Below are 20971 nucleotides of genomic sequence, written 5' to 3' on the forward strand. Positions count from 1 at the left end.
GTTATGGTGATTTCTGGTGTACGGAGGGATAGAAGGAGTGGCGTATCCTGCTGATTGATTCCTGCAAGAATCTCAATCAACAGAGCGGATACGCCATGAAACATTCTACCCTCACTGTCCTGCCACAACCAGAAGGCAAGCCCGGCGACATGCTCACCGAGCTGCTACGCGCCGGAGCCAGGGACCTGATTGCACACGCTGTGGAGGCGGAGCTCGCCATCATGCTTGAGCAGCATCGAGAGTTGCGACTCCCTGATGGCCGCCAGGCGGTAGTGCGCAACGGGTATCTGCCCCAGCGGACTATCCAAACCGGCATCGGAGACGTTGAAATCAAAGTGCCCAAGGTACGCGACCGCAGCGGCTCCGGTATCAACTTCACCAGCACCCTGCTGCCGCCCTATCTCAAGCGCTCCCGCAGTATCGAGGAGCTGTTGCCGTGGCTCTACCTCAAGGGGATATCCAGTGGGGACTATCAGGAGGCCCTCTGTGCGCTGCTCGGCGACCAGGCCAAGGGGCTGTCAGCCAACACCGTCTGCCGGCTCAAGCAAGGTTGGATTGATGAGCACCAGCGGTGGCGACAACGAGACCTGACCAAGTCTCGCTATGTCTACTGGTGGGCCGACGGGATATACAGCAACGTGCGCATGGATGACCGGCTCTGTTTGCTGGTCATCATCGGGGTGACCGAGCACGGGCGCAAGGAGCTGGTTGCGGTGGAGGATGGTCACCGGGAGTCAGAGACAAGCTGGACGGAGGTGCTGATGGGACTGCGAGGCAGAGGGCTCACCCTCAGTCCCAAGCTGGCCATCGGGGATGGGGCACTGGGCTTTTGGAAGGCGCTGGCCAAGTGCTACCCGGACACAGCCCATCAGCGCTGCTGGGTTCACAAGACAGCGAATGTCTTGTCGGTGCTGCCCAAGTCGGTACAGCCCAAGGTCAAGGAGGCGCTGCATGATATCTGGATGGCCGAGACGAGAGAGGATGCTCACAAGGCGTTTGATCGCACCCTGACCCGTTTTGAAGCGAAGTATCCAGGGGCCATGGATAAACTGGTTAAAGACCGGGATGAACTGCTGGCGTTCTATGATTTTCCGGCGGAGCACTGGGTCAGTATCCGGACGACTAACCCGATAGAGTCAACGTTTTCGACGGTCCGGTTACGCACCAAGCGAGCGAGAAACTGTGGTTCACGGGAGACCACGCTGGCGATGGTTTATAAGCTGCTGGAGTCGGCCCAAAAGAACTGGAAGCGGCTCAAGGGATTTGCGCTGCTGACGTTGGTGGTAAACAACGTGAAGTTCAAGGACGGAATACAGATGCAGGAAGAGTCAGACAGGAACGCCGCCTGACTCCATACACCACATTTGACAATAACTCCAAGGATGTTGATAAGCAGGATCAAAGGGGGAGGGCAAAATGGCGCTGCAGGAGCTGATGGGTGAACTCGATCTTGAGGTAGAAGCCCCGTGGTAGCGTCATGATGGGTTGGCCATTGCGGCCGATGGCGCGGGTCAGCGCTTTGCTGTTGGCCGCCTTGGGGCGCAGCTGCAATACCTGGCCGTGGCGGGCGCTGATCTGCTCCACTTCCCCCAGCACTATCATGTCCATCAGCTCTTCCCAGTCCTGGCGCAGCAGTCCTTCTTCCTCTTCATTCGGGCTCCATAGCAGCGGCATGCCGACGCGACGGTCGCCGACAGGGATGTCGCGGCTGCCTTCCACTGGGATCCAGAGCACCCGCGACAGCTTGTTGCGCACGTTCGACTCCTCCCAGCGCTGGCCGCTGACCCCGATGAGGGGGGCCACGCAGACAAAGGTGGTTTCCAGCGGGCGCCCTTGAGGATCGACGGGGATCGTCTTGAGCTCGATACCGAGATCCGGAAAATCCTGCTCGGGACGGCTACCTGCACTGGCCCCCAGCTGCCACTCGATCAACTGCCCTGTCCAGCCCTTGTCACGCCTGAGATCCCGCGGTACGGGGATGCCCGCCGTTGCGGCAAGCTGGGCCAGAGTGAAGCCAGCCATGGCGTAGGCTCGACTGAGCAGCTCTTGTTCTGACTGGGGATTGGCGGGCATGAGGGCTCCTCTGGAGATAATAGACATCGCAATACGGATCCTTGCATGGTATCGCTGATTTTGTAACCGATCCTCGCCCGACTATACACAGGGAGACATGGGTGACAGAATTCAACATATCTAAATGATTTTAAAGGGTTTTACTTTATTTATCCAGTATGTTGGCCCGCCGGATCCCCGCATAAACGAGTTGTCCAAGGGTTTGTGCGAGCTGTTGCACACAGTTATCCACAGAAATCTTGGATAACTGGCGTAAAGTGGTGAAAGGAAGCGTGGCACCAGAAATAAATGTGAGAGTACGCCGATTTTCAGCGCCATTTCGGTGCAGATAATGCGCCATATCTGTGGATAAATCCGTCTTGGTGGATCTTTGAGCAGTCGAACTTGTTCACAATTGACAGGCTGGATCCTCTTAGGCAAAAGACATGGATCTTGATCCAGCAATTAAACTATAACCTTATGTATTTAAATGTATATTTTGTTTTTAAGTGAATCGGGTATGATATGCTTCCGTGCAATGCCACAGTATAAAACTACTGTATATACCTGCTTGATCACAGGTTTATGCACAGTCTGGGTGGGCAACTTGCCCGGCTTGTGCCTCTGGTTTGTTTATAACTTTGCTTGAAATAGCAAGTTATTCATGAATGGAAGATGACAGTCCCTGTTTGCCGCCACGGAGTGAATGTGGAACAATCCCTTTATAGATTCAGCCTTTATAAGGTGATCACGTGATAGATGGTGACGGATTTCGTCCCAATGTCGGCATCGTGATCTGTAACCGTGACGGACAAGTATTGTGGGCTAAGCGCTATGGGCAGCACTCCTGGCAGTTTCCGCAGGGGGGGGTTGATGATGGTGAATCGCCGGAACAGGCCATGTATCGTGAGCTGTATGAGGAGATAGGCCTCAAGCCGGACGATGTGACCATACTGGCGACCAGTCGCAACTGGCTGAAGTATCGTTTACCCAAGCGTCTTGTCCGTTGGGACAGTTCACCGGTCTGTATTGGCCAGAAGCAGAAATGGTTTTTGTTGCAGCTCGATCCCGGCAAAGAGTCCAGGATCCAGTTTGGCTGTCATGGTCACCCGGAATTTGATGATTGGCGTTGGGTCAGCTTCTGGTACCCGGTTCGCCAGGTCGTCTCCTTCAAGCGGGAAGTGTACCGCCGGGTGATGAAGGAGTTTGCCCCGCTGGCGATGCCAGTCCCCGTGGTGCAGGCTAATCGAAAGGATGGGCGGCGCAACCGCTCGCGCTAAGGAGCATGACTAGTTGCTGACGGAACTCAGACGCATCGTGGAGAGCATGGCCGAGGCCAATACCCTCGAACAGGCCCTGCAAGCATTGGTAAGCCAGACCCGGCTCGCCATGACGGTGGACTGCTGCTCCGTCTATGTGGCCGAGCCGGACATGCGCCGCTATCGACTGGCTGCGACCGATGGTCTGGCCGAATCGGCCGTGGGCAAGGCCACCCTGCCGTTCGAGCAGGGTATTGTCGGCCTGGTGGGTCAGCGTGAAGAGCTGATCAACCTGGCCGATGCCCCCTCCCATCCCAGTTTCAAGTTCCTGCCCGATGTGGCGGAAGAGGCGTTTCGCTCCTTCCTCGGCGCTCCCATCATGCATCAGCGTCAGGTGGTGGGGATTCTGGTCGTGCAGCAGAAGGAGAGCCGCCTCTTCGATGAGGGGGAGGAGTCCTTCATGGTCACCCTGGCAGCTCAGCTGGCTGCCCGCATCGCCCAGGCCCAGGCCAAGGGGTGGCTGCAGAAGACCGACTGGAGCAAGCCGCTGCGCGGTATTGCCGGGGCGAGCGGCATCGCCATCGCCAAGGCCTGGGTGTGGCGTCCGCGCAAGGCGCTCAACACCATCACCCCGCGCAAGGACGAGGATCATGCCAAGCAGCTGGCCCGTCTCGAGCTGGCGGTGGCGGAGGTGCGCCACGATCTTGAGAGCCTGGCCCTGCGCTTTCGCGAGAGTTACAGCCAGGACTCGGTCGCCATCTTCGACATCTATCTGCACCTGCTGAATGATCCCGGCTATATCAAGCCTATCCGCAACAAGGTCAGCAAGGAGCACTGGACCGCCATCTCCGCGGTCAAGCTCATCAGCGATCGGCTGATCGAGCAGTTCAAGGGGATGAAGGATCCCTACCTGCGGGAGCGCTCCACCGATGTGAAAGACATCGCCCAGCGGCTCATCAGCCGGCTGGTGCAGGACGAACCCGAGCAGCTCACCATAGGGGAGCCGGTGGTGCTGGTCGCCGACGAGGTGACCGCCACCATACTCGCCGAGATCCCGCGGGAGTTTCTGAGCGGCGTGGTGTCCCTCAAGGGGGGAACCAACTCCCATGCCGCCATCCTGGCCCGTGCCATGGGGGTGGCGGCCATCATGGGGGTGGATCTGCCCCTCGGTGACATCGGCGGGCGCACTCTGGTCATCGATGGCTACAGCGGCGATCTCTTCATCGAACCCAACCAGGTGATCCTGACCGAGTACCGGCAACTGCTGAGTGAGGAGCGGGCACTCGACACCCTGGTGCGTAGCGTCGACAACCAGCCCTCCGAGACCGCCGACGGCACCAAGGTCTCTCTGCTGCTCAACGCAGGGCTGAGTGCGGATACCGAGATCTCCCTCAATCATCTGGCGGACGGGGTCGGGCTCTATCGCACCGAGATCCCCTTCATGCTGCAGGACAGCTTCCCTTCGGAGTGGGAGCAGACTGCCCGCTATCGCGGGATCCTGGAAACCTATCGGGATCGCCCGGTTTGCATGCGGACTCTGGACGTGGGGGGGGACAAACAACTGCCCTATTTCCCCATCGTGGAGGAAAATCCCTTCCTTGGCTGGCGGGGGATCCGGCTCACCCTGGATCACCCCGAGCTCTTCCTGGTTCAGCTCAAGGCCATGTTGCGGGCCAGCGAAGGGCTGGACAATCTGGCCATCATGCTGCCGATGATCAGCAGCGTCAGTGAAATCAAGGCCTCCCGTCGTCTGCTGGATCAGGCGTGGCGCGAGGTGTCGGAAGAAGCGGCCAGCCGCGATGCGGTGATCCGCTACCCCAGTCTCGGGGTGATGATCGAAGTCCCCTCCGCGCTGTACATCCTGCCGGAGATGGCGCCGCTCATCGACTTCTGGTCGGTGGGCAGCAACGACTTGACCCAGTACCTGCTGGCGGTGGATCGCAACAATGCCCGTGTCGCCAGCATCTACGATGCCTTCCATCCCGCGGTGATCCGCGCTTTGCAGCTGCTGGTGGATGCCTCCCGGCGCTATCACAAGCCGGTCTCTGTCTGTGGCGAGCTGGCTGGCGATCCGGTCGGGGTGCTGCTGCTGCTGGCCATGGGGTATCGGCGCTTCAGCATGAATACCCACAACATCTCCCGCATCAAGTACGTGCTGCGCCAGTCCCACCTTGACGAGCTCACGGCCCTGATGAGCGATGGCCTCAAACACGACAACCCCCATGTGCTGCGCGGCCTGTTTGCCCGCTATCTGGAAGAGCACGGTCTGGGAGGCTTGCTGCGGGCTGGGCACAAGGTCAGGCTGCCCGATTGATATTCCGTCTTGTTACTGCGTAAGAATGATCGGAGAATGCGGCTTTTCTTATGATTGGGGCCGCCTATGCAGCACGACGGATATTGGGTTTTCTCGCAGATTGATCCCGTAGCATTCAGTTTGGGACCATTATCGGTACGCTGGTATGGTCTCATGTACCTGTTCGGTTTTGCCTTCGCCATGTGGCTGGCTGGTCGCCGTGCCGATGCACCCAATAGCGGCTGGACTCGCAACGAGGTATCCGACCTGCTGTTTTATGGCTTTCTCGGGGTGATCCTGGGTGGCCGTATCGGCTATGTGCTGTTCTACAACTTCGATCTCTTCCTCGCCGACCCGACCTATCTGTTCAAGATATGGACCGGTGGCATGTCGTTCCACGGTGGCCTCATCGGGGTGATCACCGCCATGATCTGGTTTGCCCACAAAACCCAGCGCCACTTCTTCACCGTGGCGGATTTCGTGGCGCCGCTGATTCCGTTTGGCCTCGGTGTTGGCCGCATCGGCAACTTCATGAACGGCGAGCTGTGGGGTCGGGTGACCGATGTCCCCTGGGCCATCATCTTCCCCGAGGCTGGCCCCGAGCCGCGTCACCCGTCCCAGCTCTATCAGTTCGCGCTGGAAGGGGTGGCGCTCTTCATCATCCTGAACCTGTTCTGGCGCAAGCACCCGCCCCGTGGCGCCATCTCCGGCATGTTCCTGCTGTTCTACGGTCTGTTCCGCTTCCTGGTGGAGTTTGTTCGTCAGCCTGACAGCCAGTTGGGTCTCTACTTCAACGAGATCAGCATGGGCCAGATCCTCTCTACCCCGATGATAGTGGCGGGTGCGCTCATGGTCTGGGCCGCCTACAAGCAGCCCCGTCTGTTCGGCAATGCATCCAAGGAGGCGAAATAATGCGTGCCTATCTCGACCTGATGCAGAAAATTCTGGATGAAGGGACCGTCAAATCCGATCGTACCGGGACCGGGACCGTCTCCCTGTTCGGTCATCAGATGCGCTTCAATCTGGCGGAAGGATTCCCGCTGGTGACCACCAAGAAGTGCCACCTGCGCTCCATCATTCACGAGCTGCTCTGGTTCCTCAACGGCGATACCAACACCGCCTATCTGAAAGAGCACGGTGTCAGCATCTGGGACGAGTGGGCCGACGAGCACGGTGATCTGGGGCCTGTCTATGGTGCCCAGTGGCGCTCCTGGCCGGCGGCCGATGGGTCTGTCATCGACCAGATCCAGAAGGCGGTGGATGACATCCAGCACAACCCGGATTCCCGCCGCATCATCGTCTCCGCCTGGAACGTGGGCGAGCTGGACAAAATGGCGTTGGCACCCTGCCACGCCTTCTTCCAGTTCTATGTGGCGGATGGCAAGCTCTCCTGCCAGCTCTACCAGCGCAGTTGCGACGTATTCCTGGGACTGCCGTTCAACATCGCGAGCTACGCCCTGCTGACCCACATGATGGCCCAGCAGAGCGATCTCGAAGTGGGGGACTTCGTCTGGACCGGTGGTGACGTACACCTCTACTCTAACCACATGGAGCAGACGGCGCTGCAGCTTTCTCGCGAGCCACGACCGCTGCCGCGACTGGTGATCAAGCGCAAGCCTGACTCCATCTTCGACTACCAGTTCGACGATTTCGAAATCCAGGGCTATGATCCCCATCCTGGGATCAAGGCGCCTGTCGCCATTTGAGTAGGTTATGAGTACGGGGCGAGCCCCGTCTCTCAGGTGACGATGAATCTACACTCAGCTATTAGAGGCGCCTGCGGGCGCCTTTTTGCATTTTTGTGAATTAATATGCAATTTTCGGGCTGGGAGGCGGCTCCTGAAAAGGGGAGATAACCTGCTTATAGCAGGCATTATTCGTTTTGCTTTCGGTTTTTTCGTTGTTATCAGCCGTAAGAAACGATTTTTCATTGAGCTACTCGAGCCCTAGACTGAAAAGATGCAATTTTATGGGTAGTTAGATATGAGCGATGTATTCAAGCGTTTTCTCAAACTGGAGTCCGCTTCCGGGATCATTCTGATCCTGGCCGCCCTGCTTGCCATCGGCCTGGCCAATTCGGCGCTGGCGCAACACTATCAGAGCTTCCTCAATACCGAGGTGCAGGTTCGCATCGCGGCCCTCGACATCAACAAGCCGCTGCTGCTCTGGATCAATGATGGCTTCATGGCGATCTTCTTCCTGCTGGTGGGTCTCGAGGTGAAGCGAGAGATGCTGGAGGGGGCGCTTTCCTCCCGGGTGCAGGCAACCTTCCCGGCCATTGCTGCCGTGGGGGGCATGTTGGCACCGGCACTCATCTATAGCTTCTTCAACTACGGGGACGAGGCTACCCGTGCTGGCTGGGCGATTCCGGCCGCAACCGACATCGCCTTCGCTCTCGGGGTCATGGCGCTGCTGGGCAAGCGGGTACCGACCAGCCTCAAGGTCTTCTTGCTGGCGCTGGCTATCATGGACGATCTGGGGGTCATCATCATCATTGCCCTCTTCTACACCCAGCAACTGTCGCTGACTGCGCTGGCGATAGGTGTGGTGGCCACCCTGGCCTTGCTCTGGATGAATCGTCGTGGTGAGGACAGGATTGGACTCTATATGCTGGTCGGCCTGGTGCTCTGGGTTGCCGTGCTCAAGTCCGGTGTCCATGCGACCCTGGCGGGGGTCATCGTGGGCTTCATGATCCCCCTCAACGGCAAGCGTTACGCATCGCCACTCAAGCATCTGGAGCATGTGCTGCACCCCTGGAGCGCCTTCCTGATCCTGCCACTGTTCGCTTTCGCCAACGCCGGGGTATCGCTGGAGGGGATCTACTTCTCGGCTCTGCTCAATCCGCTCCCCATGGGGATCATCCTGGGGCTCTTCGTCGGCAAGCCGCTCGGGATTTTCACCATCAGCTGGCTGGCAGTGAAATCAGGCATTGCCCAACTGCCGCAAGGAGTGAACTTCAGACAGATCTTTGCCGTCAGCATTCTGTGTGGCATCGGCTTTACCATGTCGATGTTTATCGCATCGCTGGCATTCGAGCATGGCGGACTGGACTACGGCAGCTACTCGCGCCTCGGGATCCTGGCAGGTTCCACACTCGCGGCTGTGATCGGTTACATCGCCCTGCGGATATCGCTGCCCAATCGGGAGGCGAATCAAAGTACGGAGGGGTTATGAGAAAACTAGGATGGTTAGTCATGCTGGCGAGCCCTGCAATCTGGGCGAATAGCCTGGTTGATTGTCAGCGGGATGCCACCTCGGCAAGTTGTTCTGCCTATCTCAACGGGGTGGTCGACAGCGCACTCATGCTGGGGGACTCACAGGTAAAAGCCCGGTTCGGAGAGACCTTCGCCGAACGGGCACTGAGCAGTCGTGCCGGCGAGCGAGTCAAGCTGTCCAACAAGCGCTATTGTACCGAGCGAATGCCGGATGCCGGTCGTCTCAAGGCCCATCTGCAGGCACAGTTCGACGCGAACAAGGTTGACTCGATCAGCGACATGTATGACATTCTGGCGGTTGAACTCAGCTGCTACCGGAGCCCGCCTGGCGCGGGAACCCCATCGGATGTCACACCTTAACTACAACCATCTCTACTATTTTTGGATGACTCAGAAGAAGGGCTCCGTCACGCAGGCGGCGGAAGCCCTCTTTTTGACCCCACAGACCGTGACCGGTCAGATCAAACTGCTTGAGCAGCGTCTTGGCGGCAAGTTGCTGATCAGAAAGGGGCGCTCCCTTGAGGCCACCGAGCTTGGCCAACTGGTGTTTCGCTATGCGGACAAGATGTTCAGCCTCTCCTACGAGATGCTGGATATCGTCAATTACCGCAAGGAGAGCCAGATCCTGTTCGACGTCGGCATCGCCGATGCACTCTCCAAGCGTCTTGCCAGCCGGGTACTGCTCTCCGTGATCCCCAATGACGGTTCCATTCACCTGCGCTGCTTCGAGTCGACCCATGAACTGCTCCTGGAGCAGTTGAGCGAGCACAAGCTCGACATGATCCTCTCTGACTGCCCGGTGGACTCCAGCCAGCATGCCGGGTTGCTGTCCAAGCGCCTGGGGGGATGCGGCGTCAGTTTCTTCTGCAAGGCGCCTCTGCCCTCCCAGCCTTTCCCTGCTTGCCTGGAAGAGCGCAAGTTGCTCATCCCGGGCCGTCGCACCGCCATGGGTCGTCAACTGACCCAGTGGTTCGAGCAGCAGGGGATTTCCCCCAGTATTCTGGGAGAATTCGATGATGCGGCGCTGATGAAGGCGTTCGGCTTCTTCAACCAGGGCATCTTCATGGCTCCGACCATCTATCGGGAAGAGATCCTGGAGGGGGAGGAGGTGATGCTGCTAGGTGAAACCCAGGATCTGATGGAGGAGTATTACGTCATCTTTGCCGAGCGGATGATCCAACATCCTGCGGTCAAGCGAGTATGCGAGAGTGATTTCTCCTTCCTCTTTGCCGGGCAGGAGGATTTCACGGCCATTCAGCCGGCAAGCCTCTCGTTTTAAATCGACGGTGACGGCGCTATGATGCCTGTCTTGGAAGAGGAGGGTGAGATGCAATTGGAAGAGATGGAAGCGAATGCCGGGCGTGCCGTCACCCTGCTCAAGGCATTGGCCAATGAACGGCGGCTGTTTATCTTGTGCCAGTTGCTGGATAGGGAGCTGTCGGTCGGCGAGCTGAACGAGGTATTGGGATTGAGCCAGTCAGCCATGTCGCAGCATCTGGCGGTGTTGCGCCGGGATGAGCTGGTGGCGACGAGGAAGGAAGCCCAGACGGTCTATTATTCCCTGCGCAGCCATGAAGTGCGTGAGATGATCGGACTGTTGCACAGACTGTACTGTAGCGACCCCAAATAAAAAACCGGCACTAGGCCGGTTTTTTCAGCTTTCATCAGCGGATGCTGATTAAGCCATGGCTTTGATCTGGGCAGACAGGCGGCTCTTGTGACGAGCAGCTTTGTTCTTGTGGATCAGGCCTTTGGTCGCCATACGATCCATGATCGGCTGAGCAACAGCGAAAGCGGCAGTGGCAGCAGCCTTGTCACCAGAGGCGATGGCAGCGATCACTTTCTTCAGGTAGGTACGGGTCATGGAACGACGGCTGGCGTTGTGCTGACGACGTTTCTCTGACTGAAGAGCACGCTTCTTAGCAGATTTGATGTTAGCCAAGGTAAAACTCCTAAAACTGTCTTAGCGAGTGTATTGAAAAGGCCCGGAAATATGCCTTCCCAACCACATATTGTCAAATGATTTGTGCAAATAAACACCGCCCCCCGGTGGTGTGTCAGATGGGAGACGGTTAAACTGTCGGCCGATTCTAACAGCATTCTTTTCTTTCCGACAGTTCCAGAGGCCTCGTCTTGAGTAAGAAATTGATCAAATCCGGCATGATAGTGTCCGGAATGACGCTGGCATCCCGTGTGATGGGCTTGGTGCGCGATGTAGTCATCGCCAATCTGCTCGGTGCCGGGGTGGCCGCAGACGTCTTCTTCTTCGCCAATCGCATTCCCAACTTCTTGCGCCGCCTGTTTGCAGAAGGGGCGTTCAACCAGGCGTTCGTACCCGTGATGACGGAGTACAAGAAAAACGGTGACGAGCAGGCGCTGCGTGAGCTGCTGGCCGCAGTGGCGGGGACGCTCGGTGGCATCGTCACCATAGTGACCCTGCTGGGGGTGCTGGGGTCAGGGGTGCTGACCGCCGTCTTCGGCTGGGGCTGGTTCTGGGACTGGCTGCACGGCGGGCCTGCGGCCGAGAAGTTCGAGCTGGCGAGCCTGATGCTCAAGATCACCTTCCCCTATCTCTGGTTCATCACCTTTACCGCCATGGCGGGGGCTATCCTCAACACCTTCGGCCGTTTCGCGGTCTCGTCGTTCACGCCGGTGTTTCTCAACATCACCATGATAGGGGCCGCCTGGTGGATTGCCCCCTTGCTGGATCGCCCCGAGCTGTCCCTCGCGATCGGTGTCTTCCTCGGTGGCCTGGTGCAGTTCCTGTTCCAGTATCCTTTCCTGCGCCAACTCAACATGCTGGTCTGGCCCAAGTGGGGTTGGCATCACCCCGGGGTGGTGAAGATCCGTACCCTGATGATCCCGGCCCTGTTTGGTGTCTCGGTCAGCCAGATCAATCTGCTGATCAACACCATGCTGGCCTCCTTCTTGGCCACCGGCGCCATCAGCTATCTGTATTACTCTGATCGCCTGCTGGAGTTTCCCCTCGGCCTGTTCGCGGTGGCCATCAGCACCGTCATCCTGCCAGCCCTGGCCCGCAAGCATGTGGATGCGGATCCGGCGGATTTCTCCCGTACCATGGACTGGGGTATGCGAATGGTGATGCTGCTCGGCATGCCCGCCATGGTGGGCATCGCCGTGCTGCGTGAGCCCATACTGCGGGTGCTGTTCATGCGCGGCGAGTTCGGCCTGCACGAGGTGAGCATGTCCAGCGCCAGCTTGCTGGCCTCCACCACAGGGTTGCTCTCCCTGATGCTGATCAAGGTGCTGGCGCCGGGCTACTATGCCCGCCAGGACACCAAGACCCCGGTGCGGATAGGCATCATGGCCATGGTGGCCAACATGGTCTGCAACCTCATCTTCATTTACCCGCTCGGTTACGTGGGGCTGGCGCTCGCTACCGCCTGTTCTGGCACCCTGAACGCCGCCTTGCTGTTCAAGGGGCTCTATCAACAGAATGTCTACCGCCCCTCCCGCAACACCGGGGTGTTCTGCCTCAAACTGCTGGTTGCCACTGTGCTGATGGGGGGGCTGCTCGCCTACCTGTCACCGGATCTCGCCCAGTGGGGCGCCTGGAGCATGGGCAAGGCCAGCCTGGAGTTGACCCTGCTGCTCTGCCTGGGCGGAGCGCTGTATGGCATTGTCCTCTTGGCATTGGGGATCCGGCCACGGCACCTGAGAGCCGGTCAGCAATAAGGAGCCAGCTGCAAGGGAGGGGACAGTACAGGGTCGATGGGGGCGGTCTCAGGGGCTGTCGGGTTGGCCCGCCAACGAGGTGCGATGCTCCTGGCAGAGTCCGAGAAGTGGGCGGGATGGCTAAATCGGCTCAACGGCAGGGCTGACCCTGCCTGCTGCCTGATATATAATCCGCCGATTTCCATGGCAGCAACGCACAAGGCACTGATGGAGCTTATTCGCGGCATTCACAATATCAAGCCCCGTCACCGGGGCTGTGTATTGACCATAGGCAACTTCGATGGGGTTCATCAGGGGCACCACGCGGTGTTGGCCCGCTTGCAGGAGAAGGCAGCCCAACTTGGCCTGCCCGCCTGCGTCATGTTGTTCGAACCCCAGCCGCTGGAGCTGTTTGCGGGCAGTGCCGCGCCCGCCCGCCTCAGCCGCTGGCGGGAGAAGTACGAAGCCCTCAAGGGAATGCAGATCGATCGCATGCTCTGCGTGCGTTTCACCCATCGTTTTGCCGAGCAGGCGGCCTGCACCTTCATCGAGCAACTGCTGGTGGAGAAACTCGGCGTGCACTATCTGGTGGTCGGCGACGATTTTCGCTTCGGCAAGGGGCGGGAAGGGGACTTCCACCTGCTGGAGGAGGCCGGTCGGCGCTTCGGGTTCGAGGTGATCAGCACCCAGAGTTTCCAGCTTTCCCGCCAGCGGGTCAGCAGCACCCTGGTGCGCGAGGCCCTGAAAGCGGGTCGCATGGCGGAGGTGGAGCTGATGCTCGGTCGCCCCTATGCCATCAGCGGCCGGGTGGCCCATGGTGACAAGCTGGGGCGCACCATAGGTTTTCCCACCGCGAATCTGGCCCTCAAACGCCAGGTTGTCCCGGTCGGTGGCGTGTTTGCGGTGGAAGTGATATGTTCCGGCAAGACTTTCCCCGGTGTCGCCAATGTGGGTGTACGTCCGACCTTGAGCGGTACACAAGCCAGATTGGAAGTACATCTATTTGATTTTTCTGGTGATCTATATGGTCAGCAGGTCAAGGTGCTGCTTCGCCACAAGCTGCGCGAAGAGCAGAAATTTGACTCTTTCACCGCCTTGAAAGAGCAGATCGAACGAGATGCCCTGGCGGCCCGAGCCTGGTTCGGGCTGCCACAATTTCATTTACCCAGCACTCTTTTAGAAAAGAAGGGAACCCAGGACTGATGAGCGACTATAAACACACCCTGAATCTGCCGGAAACCGAGTTTCCGATGCGTGGCGATCTGGCCAAACGCGAACCCAACATGTTGAAACGTTGGTACGATCAGGATCTTTACGGCGCCATTCGCCGCGCCAAAGCGGGCAAGCCTTCTTTCATTCTGCACGATGGCCCCCCCTATGCGAACGGCAGCATTCACATCGGTCACTCGGTCAACAAGATCCTCAAAGACATCATCATCAAGTCCAAAGGCCTCTCTGGCTTCGATTCCCCCTATGTACCGGGCTGGGATTGCCACGGTCTGCCCATCGAGCTGAAAGTGGAAGGCATGGTCGGCAAGCCGGGCGAGAAGGTTTCCGCCGCCGAGTTCCGCGCCGAGTGCCGCAAATACGCCAAGACCCAGATCGAAGCGCAGAAGACCGACTTCATCCGTCTGGGCGTGCTGGGTGACTGGGAACACCCCTACCTGACCATGGATTTTGGGACCGAAGCCAACATCATCCGTTCCATGGCCAAGATCGTTGAAAACGGCCACCTGCACAAAGGCTCCAAGCCGGTGCACTGGTGTACCGATTGCGGCTCCGCGCTGGCTGAAGCGGAAGTGGAGTACTACGACAAGAACTCCCCCTCCATCGACGTGCGCTTCAAGGCCGTCGACGAGGCTGCCGTTGTCGCCAAGTTTGATTGCGCCGAAGGCCACACCGGCAAGGGCGCGCTCTCTGCCGTGATCTGGACCACTACCCCGTGGACCCTGCCGGCCAACCGCGCCATCGCCATGCATGCCGATCTCGACTACGCGCTGGTGCAGGTTGAGGGCGACAATCCCGAGCGTCTGATCCTGGCCGCTGAGCTGGTGAAGGATGTGATGGATCGCGCAGGCATCGAGCACTTCCACAACCTGGGTTACGCCAAGGGTGCCGCACTCGAGCTGCTGCGCTTCAACCACCCCTTCTACAGCTTCGACGTACCTGTGGTGCTGGGTGACCACGTCACTCTGGATGCCGGTACCGGCGCGGTGCACACCGCCCCTGGTCACGGTCAGGAAGACTTCGTGGTCGGTCAGAAGTACGGTCTGGAAGTGGCCAACCCGGTTGGCAGCAACGGCGTCTATCTGCCGGATACCGAACTGTTTGCCGGCCAGCACGTGTTTAAGGCCAATGCGGCCGTGGTCGAGGTGCTGACCGAGCGCGGCGCACTGCTGCATCACAAGGTATTCAACCACTCCTACCCGCATTGCTGGCGTCACAAGACCCCGATCATCTTCCGTGCCACCCCCCAGTGGTTCATCAGCATGGAGCAGAAGGGTCTTCGGCAGCGCGCCCTGGAAGAGATCGAGCGTATCGAGACTCAGGGCATTGCCGAACACGGCCAGAGCGGCTGGGTCCCGGCCTGGGGCAAGAATCGCATCCAGGCGATGGTCGAGAACCGTCCCGACTGGTGTATTTCCCGTCAGCGTACCTGGGGCGTGCCCATCTCCCTGTTCGTTCACAAGGATACCCAGGCGCTGCACCCGGATTCCGTGCGCCTGATGGAAGAGGTGGCCAAGCGGGTCGAGCAGTCCGGCATCCAGGCCTGGTGGGATCTGGACAAGGCCGAGCTGCTGGGCGCTGATGCCGACAACTATGAGAAGGTGCCCGACACCCTGGACGTCTGGTTTGACTCCGGTTCTACCCACGCCTCCGTGGTCGACGCCCGTCCCGAGTTCAACGGCAAGCCGGCCGACATGTATCTGGAAGGCTCTGACCAGCACCGTGGCTGGTTCATGTCCTCCCTGATGATCGGCGTCGCCATGAAGGACAAGGCACCCTACAACCAGGTGCTGACTCACGGCTTCACCGTGGATGGTCAGGGCCGCAAGATGTCCAAGTCCATCGGCAACGTGGTAAGCCCTCAGGACGTGATGAACAAGCTGGGTGCCGACATCCTGCGTCTGTGGGTAGCGAGCACTGACTACACCGGTGAGATGACCGTCTCCGACGAGATCCTCAAGCGCTCCGCCGACGCCTATCGTCGTATCCGCAACACTGCCCGTTTCCTGCTGGCCAACCTGAACGGTTTCAATCCGGCGACCGACATGGTGGCGCCTGCCGACATGGTGGTGGTGGATCGCTGGGCCGTGGGCCGTGCCAAAGCGGTACAGGCCGAGATCGTTGCCGCGTTCGATGAGTACAACTTCCACGGCGTGACCCAGAAGCTGATGCAGTTCTGCTCCATCGAGATGGGTTCCTTCTACCTGGACGTCATCAAGGATCGTCAGTACACCGCCAAGGCTGACAGCCTGGCCCGTCGCTCCTGCCAGACCGCCCTCTATCACATCGCCGAGGCCATGGTGCGCTGGATGGCGCCGATCATGAGCTTCACCGCCGACGAGATCTGGGCCCTGCTGCCGGGCGAGCGCGGCGAGTTCGTGTTCACCGAGGAGTGGTACGACGGCCTGTTCGGGCTGGAAGCGGGCGAAGTGCTGAACGACGAGTTCTGGGCCGAGATCCTCACCGTGCGCGGTGAAGTGAACAAGGCGCTGGAAGTGGCCCGTGGCGAGAAGCGCATCGGCGGTTCTCTGCAGGCCGAGCTGACCCTGTTCGCCAAGCCGGAGCTGGCCGCGCGTCTGAACGCCCTGGCCGATGAGCTGCGCTTCGTGCTGCTCACCTCCAAGGCCAAGGTGGTCAGCGTCGATGCTGCACCGGCAGAGGCAGTGGCAACTGAGCGCGATGACCTGTGGCTCTGCGTTGCCCAGTCTGCCGCCGCCAAGTGCGACCGCTGCTGGCACCATGTAGAGGACGTGGGTACCATCGCGGGTCACGAAGAGATCTGTGGCCGCTGCGTCACCAACGTCGAGGGTGACGGCGAAACGCGTCAATTTGCCTGATGAACATGACTCAACATAAAAGCGGCCTGCGTTGGCTGTGGCTGGCGGTGCTGGCCTTCGTACTGGACCAGGCGAGCAAGCTCGCCGTGGTCAAACTGCTGCCATTTGGCTACCCGGGGGTGGAGATCACCCCCTTCTTCAACCTGGTCCACGTCTACAACAAGGGCGCTGCTTTCAGCTTCCTGGCAGATCAGGGGGGCTGGCAGCGCTGGTTCTTCGCCGTGCTGGCGTTCGCCATCTGCGGCCTGCTGATCCACTGGCTGCGCAAGCAGTCGGTCACCCAGCGCTGGAGCGGTATCGCCTACAGCCTGATCATCGGCGGGGCGCTCGGCAACGTGTTTGACCGGCTGGTGCTGGGCCATGTGGTCGACTTCCTCGACTTTTACTGGCAGCGCGCCCACTGGCCGGCGTTCAATCTGGCTGACAGCTTCATCTTCATCGGTGCCGCCATGATCGTGCTGGATGGCTTCCGTGGTGAGAAAAAACAGGACGCGACCTTATGAGCCAGCTGATTGCTGCGGACAGCAGCGTGCTGTTCCATTTCTCTATCAAACTGGAAGATGGCTCGGTGGCGGACAGCACGGCGCTGCACGGCAAGCCTGCCCGTCTGCGGATGGGAGACGGCAGTCTGACGCCGAGCTTCGAGCAATGCCTGCTGGGGCTGCGCGAAGGGGAGAGCAAGAGCTTTACCCTGGCGCCGGAAGAGGCGTTTGGCCTTTCCAATCCTGACAACATCTACCATCTCGATCGCGCCAAGTTCGGTAACGAAGTTGAGCCCAAGGTGGGTACCATCATTCTGTTCGACCAGCCCAACGGCAGCGAACTGCCCGGGATCATCCGGGCGGTGGAAGGGATGTCGGTCACGGTCGATTTCAACCACCCCCTGGCCGGTCACACCGTCACCTTCGAGGTGGAGATCCTGGGGGTTGATGACGAGGAGAAGGTGCACTGATGGATATTCTGCTGGCTAACCCCCGTGGCTTCTGTGCCGGTGTCGACCGGGCCATCAGCATCGTCGAGAGCGCGCTGGAGAAGTTCGGTGCCCCGATCTATGTCCGTCACGAAGTGGTGCACAACCGCTACGTGGTGAACAAGCTCAAGGAGGCGGGTGCCGTTTTCGTCGAAGAGCTGGACGAGGTGCCGGATGACAGCATCGTCATCTTCTCCGCTCACGGTGTCGCCAAGGTCGTGCGCGAGATGGCCAAATCCCGCGCCCTCAAGGTGTTCGATGCCACCTGTCCGCTGGTGACCAAGGTGCACATGGAGGTCCATCGCGCCAGTCGCAAGGGCTCCGAAGCCGTGCTCATCGGCCATGCCGGCCACCCCGAGGTGATCGGCACCATGGGACAGTACGAGAACAGTGAGGGTGGCATGTATCTGGTGGAGACGCCGGAAGATGTGGCCAAACTCAAGGTGAAGAACCCGGACGACCTCTGTTTCGTCACCCAGACGACTCTCAGCGTGGATGAGACGTCAGATGTCATCGATGCGTTGCGTGCGCACTTCCCCAAGATCCAGGGGCCGCGCAAGGATGACATCTGCTACGCCACCCAGAACCGCCAGGATGCGGTGCGGGAGATGGCCGGGCTGGTGGACGCCATGCTGGTGGTGGGGTCGCGCAACTCTTCCAACTCCAACCGACTGCGAGAGCTGGCCGAGAAGGTGGGAGCCAAGGCCTACCTCATCGACGATGCCTCCATGATTGATCCGCAATGGCTGGACGGGGTTGCCCGTATCGGGGTCACGGCGGGTGCGTCAGCCCCAGATGTGCTGGTTCAGAATGTCATTGCTCGTCTGCGCGAGCTGGGAGGCAAGATAGTGACTGAGCATCCTGGCCGAGAAGAGAATGTGGTGTTTGAAGTGCCGCCCGAGCTTAGAATTATTTGAATGTGGCCAGGATGGCCTGAGAATAAAGAGTTATGTTCCTGATGCCGGATTTGTCGTTGCGACCTATCCGGCATTAGACTATATGAACCGCCAGTCACCAAGGATGGGTTATGATTGGGTTCTATCGAGGCTTTTCTCTCATTGAATTGATGATTGTCGTCGCAATCGTGGCGATTCTTGGCACTATTGCCTATCCCTCCTATCAGCGTTACCTGCTGTCCAGCCACCGAATTGATGCCAAAAAAATGCTGTTGGACGCCGCCAACAGACAAGAAACCTATTTTATGGACTTCAATCGGTATACCTCATCCGCAGCCGACTTGAATATCCCGGAGAACTCCGAATCCGGCTTCTATCATCTGGTCATCTCAGCCGGGGTCAATACATACATCCTGTTTGCCACGGCCTCTGGTGCGCAGGGGTCAGACAGCGACTGCATCATTTTCTCCATCGACCAGGATGGCACCCGGAGTGCCACCCGGCTCGGGGATACCGTCAACAATGCTTGCTGGGACTAGGCGATGAAACCACTGCACCATCGACACACGAGGGGATTCAGCCTGCTGGAGGTGATGATTGCGGCCGTGGTGCTCTCCTTCGGCTTGCTGGGATTGGTTGCCATGCAGGTTACCGCCAAGTTTTCCAGCTACGAAGCGCGTCAGCGCACCATCGCCAACTGGCTGGCCAATGATCTGGTGGAACGCGCCAGGATCAACAAAGACAGCTGGGCTGGTCAGGGAACGACAGTGGTATCCGGCAACGCGATCCTGGATATGCCGAGCTGTGCCAACAACAATGGCACCATGTCGGATTGCAGCAGGACAGAGCGGCAGGCACTGGACCTCTTCTACTGGCAGCAGTCCCTGCTGGGAACCGCAGTATCCGGTGCCGCGTCACCTCTGCAATCTCCGGTCGGCTGCGTGATTCGTGGCGCCAACAACAGTTTGACCATAGGGATCTTCTGGCAGGGGCGGGAGTCTTTGTCCGATGGTGCCGGTGCGGTTGCCGCGGTGCGCAACAGTTGTGGGCTGGGCAATGCGGCAGACAGACAGAGGCGTCAGTTCGTACTGACGACCACACTATGAATGCCCGCGGCTTCACCCTGATTGAATGGCTGATTGCCATGTTGATCGGCGTATTTCTGGTCGGTGGTGGCTTGAGCATCTTCGTGGCTTCCCGTGCCACAACGGAGGATGCTTTCGATCAGAGCGAGTTGCAGGAGAACGGTCGTATCGCGATGCGTCTGGTGACCCAGGACCTGAAGTGGGCGGGCTTCTGGGGGGACTACACCGGTTCCCCCATGGCAACGGGGCAAGGCGTGACTCTCAGCAGCGGGTCTGCGGTGCTTTCGGCGAACGATTGTCTGGACAATTTGGGGCGTGGCAGCTTGCCACCCAGCGTGGGAACAAATCGAGGGGTCTGGGTCGCTCGGGTGGACAACAACAGGGCGATTAACGGTGGGGCTTTTGCCTGTATTCCCGTGACGTCACGTGTTGCCAATACGGATGTCATCAGCATCAAGCGATTGATCGGGCAGCCCCTGGCCGATGCCGCAGCTACTGGCAATCGCTTCTATCTTGCTACTACGACGCAAGCGGCGCTGATGTTCAAAGGGGGAGAAACAGTGCCCACGATGACAGATATGCCGGCTCGTCAGCTCTGGGAATATCAGCACTTTATCTATTATCTCGCTCCCAATGCCGCAGGCAACCCGGAACTGAGAAAGCGTTACCTGACTGCCAATGGGGGCTCGGTTCTGATCGGAGGCCCCATGGCGGAAGGGATTGAGCGCATGACGGTGCTGTTTGGTGTTGACGACACTCCTGTTGCCGATGGGGTCATTGATCGCTATGTCGCGTCTACAAACGTGACCGAGCAGGAATGGAGCGAAGGGCGTGTCGTTGCTGCCCGTGTTTTTATTCTGGTGCGATCGTCGCAAGCATCCAGCAGCTATGTGAACAACAACATCTATCAGGTAGGTAGTACCAGCGTATCAGGCAATGGGGATGGGTTTCGTCGCTTGCTGCTGGAGAGCAGCGTGTCGCTACGCAACCCGGTGGTCATGACTGGAGGTGGTTCATGAAATCACAGCATGGCGTAGCCCTGATCGTCGCGCTGATCATCCTGGTACCTCTGACGCTGATCGCCGTGGTGGTGATGCAGTCCTCCGGGCAGGATCTCAAGATGGCAGGCTCTGCGGCCAATTTCAGGCAGGCAGAACACAGACTGGAAGGCATCATCGAAGCGGCGGTACAGAGCAATAACATATCGACGGTGATTGCAGGCATGGGGTCTGCGCTGGGGGTGAGTGCTGCCATCAGTGTCAATAGCAGCAATAATTCAGCCAGTGTGGCCCTCACCAATCGCACGGAAACTGTCTGCAAACGCAAGGTGGATGCCAGCAGCAGCAATGTGATTCCTGTATGCAAATATGTCGAGCTACAGGCCGGTGTCAATTATGGAAAATATTCTCGCCCGCTGACCTGGACTGCGGGTGTGGAACAGCCACTGCTCACAAAATAGGAG

At 59.0% G+C, this 20971-nt stretch carries 21 protein-coding genes; 19 read left to right on the plus strand and 2 right to left on the minus strand.

Going from position 1 to position 20971, the window contains the following annotated elements; translation table 11 throughout:
* Positions 1-95 precede the first annotated feature (95 nt).
* Positions 96-1349 carry an IS256 family transposase gene (locus ACPW74_RS00540; RefSeq protein ID WP_113069873.1) on the plus strand — a complete coding sequence of 418 codons (1254 nt, stop codon included), beginning with the start codon at positions 96-98 and terminating at the stop codon, positions 1347-1349.
* Between the two features lie 49 nt (positions 1350-1398).
* On the opposite strand, the gene mutH is transcribed toward ACPW74_RS00540, so the two are convergent.
* Positions 1399-2073 carry a DNA mismatch repair endonuclease MutH gene (gene mutH / locus ACPW74_RS00545; protein WP_042014896.1) on the minus strand — a complete coding sequence of 225 codons (675 nt, stop codon included), beginning with the start codon at positions 2071-2073 and terminating at the stop codon, positions 1399-1401.
* Positions 2074-2804: 731 nt separating this feature from the next.
* On the opposite strand from mutH, the gene rppH reads away from it, so the two are divergent.
* The 8 genes from rppH (at position 2805) to ACPW74_RS00585 (ending at position 10449) form a co-directional block, all read left to right on the plus strand.
* Complete coding sequence (gene rppH / locus ACPW74_RS00550) at positions 2805-3332, plus strand: RNA pyrophosphohydrolase (RefSeq protein WP_082035008.1); 528 nt, start codon at positions 2805-2807, stop codon at positions 3330-3332.
* 13 nt (positions 3333-3345) lie between these two features.
* Positions 3346-5625: a phosphoenolpyruvate--protein phosphotransferase gene (gene ptsP / locus ACPW74_RS00555; RefSeq protein ID WP_279981090.1), complete on the plus strand. Its 2280-nt coding sequence runs from the start codon at positions 3346-3348 to the stop codon at positions 5623-5625.
* A gap of 66 nt (positions 5626-5691) precedes the next feature.
* Positions 5692-6516, plus strand: coding sequence for a prolipoprotein diacylglyceryl transferase (gene lgt / locus ACPW74_RS00560; RefSeq protein WP_279981091.1), 825 nt, complete (start codon positions 5692-5694; stop codon positions 6514-6516).
* A complete protein-coding gene (gene thyA, locus ACPW74_RS00565; RefSeq protein ID WP_223933439.1) occupies positions 6516-7310 on the plus strand; it encodes a thymidylate synthase in 795 nt (264 codons plus the stop codon). The genes lgt and thyA overlap by 1 nt, the downstream gene beginning before the upstream one ends.
* Positions 7311-7587: 277 nt before the next feature.
* Positions 7588-8778, plus strand: a complete 1191-nt coding sequence (gene nhaA, locus ACPW74_RS00570; RefSeq protein WP_010673093.1) for a Na+/H+ antiporter NhaA — start codon at positions 7588-7590, stop codon at positions 8776-8778.
* A 20-nt stretch (positions 8779-8798) separates the two neighbouring features.
* Complete coding sequence (locus ACPW74_RS00575; RefSeq protein ID WP_183149949.1) at positions 8799-9179, plus strand: hypothetical protein; 381 nt, start codon at positions 8799-8801, stop codon at positions 9177-9179.
* Positions 9166-10098: a transcriptional activator NhaR gene (gene nhaR, locus ACPW74_RS00580; protein ID WP_010673095.1), complete on the plus strand. Its 933-nt coding sequence runs from the start codon at positions 9166-9168 to the stop codon at positions 10096-10098. The genes ACPW74_RS00575 and nhaR overlap by 14 nt, the downstream gene beginning before the upstream one ends.
* 48 nt (positions 10099-10146) lie before the next feature.
* Positions 10147-10449 (plus strand): ArsR/SmtB family transcription factor, encoded by a 303-nt coding sequence (locus ACPW74_RS00585; protein WP_029313781.1) that lies wholly within the window; start codon positions 10147-10149, stop codon positions 10447-10449.
* Between the two features lie 48 nt (positions 10450-10497).
* Here the strand turns inward: ACPW74_RS00585 and rpsT are convergent, their stop codons facing one another.
* Positions 10498-10761 (minus strand): 30S ribosomal protein S20, encoded by a 264-nt coding sequence (gene rpsT, locus ACPW74_RS00590; protein WP_005308808.1) that lies wholly within the window; start codon positions 10759-10761, stop codon positions 10498-10500.
* Between the two features lie 191 nt (positions 10762-10952).
* Here rpsT and murJ point away from each other — a divergent pair, with 191 nt between their 5' ends.
* The 10 genes from murJ (at position 10953) to tppD (ending at position 20968) form a co-directional block, all read left to right on the plus strand.
* Positions 10953-12515: a murein biosynthesis integral membrane protein MurJ gene (gene murJ, locus ACPW74_RS00595; RefSeq protein ID WP_279981128.1), complete on the plus strand. Its 1563-nt coding sequence runs from the start codon at positions 10953-10955 to the stop codon at positions 12513-12515.
* Positions 12516-12722: 207 nt separating this feature from the next.
* On the plus strand, positions 12723-13697 hold the full coding sequence (gene ribF / locus ACPW74_RS00600; RefSeq protein ID WP_042014890.1) for a bifunctional riboflavin kinase/FAD synthetase: 975 nt from the start codon (positions 12723-12725) through the stop codon (positions 13695-13697).
* On the plus strand, positions 13697-16558 hold the full coding sequence (ileS, locus tag ACPW74_RS00605) for an isoleucine--tRNA ligase (RefSeq protein ID WP_201890519.1): 2862 nt from the start codon (positions 13697-13699) through the stop codon (positions 16556-16558). Before ribF ends, ileS begins: the two co-directional genes overlap by 1 nt.
* Positions 16558-17061 carry a signal peptidase II gene (gene lspA, locus ACPW74_RS00610; RefSeq protein ID WP_039039988.1) on the plus strand — a complete coding sequence of 168 codons (504 nt, stop codon included), beginning with the start codon at positions 16558-16560 and terminating at the stop codon, positions 17059-17061. The genes ileS and lspA overlap by 1 nt, the downstream gene beginning before the upstream one ends.
* On the plus strand, positions 17058-17510 hold the full coding sequence (gene fkpB / locus ACPW74_RS00615; protein WP_041210958.1) for an FKBP-type peptidyl-prolyl cis-trans isomerase: 453 nt from the start codon (positions 17058-17060) through the stop codon (positions 17508-17510). Before lspA ends, fkpB begins: the two co-directional genes overlap by 4 nt.
* Complete coding sequence (gene ispH, locus ACPW74_RS00620; protein WP_134997695.1) at positions 17510-18445, plus strand: 4-hydroxy-3-methylbut-2-enyl diphosphate reductase; 936 nt, start codon at positions 17510-17512, stop codon at positions 18443-18445. The genes fkpB and ispH overlap by 1 nt, the downstream gene beginning before the upstream one ends.
* Positions 18446-18555: 110 nt before the next feature.
* Positions 18556-18963, plus strand: a complete 408-nt coding sequence (gene tppA, locus ACPW74_RS00625; protein WP_041210959.1) for a type IVa pilus pseudopilin TppA — start codon at positions 18556-18558, stop codon at positions 18961-18963.
* A 3-nt stretch (positions 18964-18966) separates the two neighbouring features.
* Positions 18967-19530 carry a type IV pilus modification protein PilV gene (gene pilV / locus ACPW74_RS00630; protein ID WP_029313786.1) on the plus strand — a complete coding sequence of 188 codons (564 nt, stop codon included), beginning with the start codon at positions 18967-18969 and terminating at the stop codon, positions 19528-19530.
* The gene (locus tag ACPW74_RS00635) at positions 19527-20528 is read left to right on the plus strand and encodes a PilW family protein (RefSeq protein ID WP_081332015.1); all 1002 of its coding nucleotides are present in this window, start codon (positions 19527-19529) and stop codon (positions 20526-20528) included. The genes pilV and ACPW74_RS00635 overlap by 4 nt, the downstream gene beginning before the upstream one ends.
* On the plus strand, positions 20525-20968 hold the full coding sequence (gene tppD / locus ACPW74_RS00640) for a type IVa pilus pseudopilin TppD (protein ID WP_279981131.1): 444 nt from the start codon (positions 20525-20527) through the stop codon (positions 20966-20968). The genes ACPW74_RS00635 and tppD overlap by 4 nt, the downstream gene beginning before the upstream one ends.
* Positions 20969-20971: the final 3 nt, after the last annotated feature.

The organism is Aeromonas sp. INTO2, assembly GCF_049860605.1.
In the GTDB taxonomy this organism is placed as follows: domain Bacteria; phylum Pseudomonadota; class Gammaproteobacteria; order Enterobacterales; family Aeromonadaceae; genus Aeromonas; species Aeromonas caviae.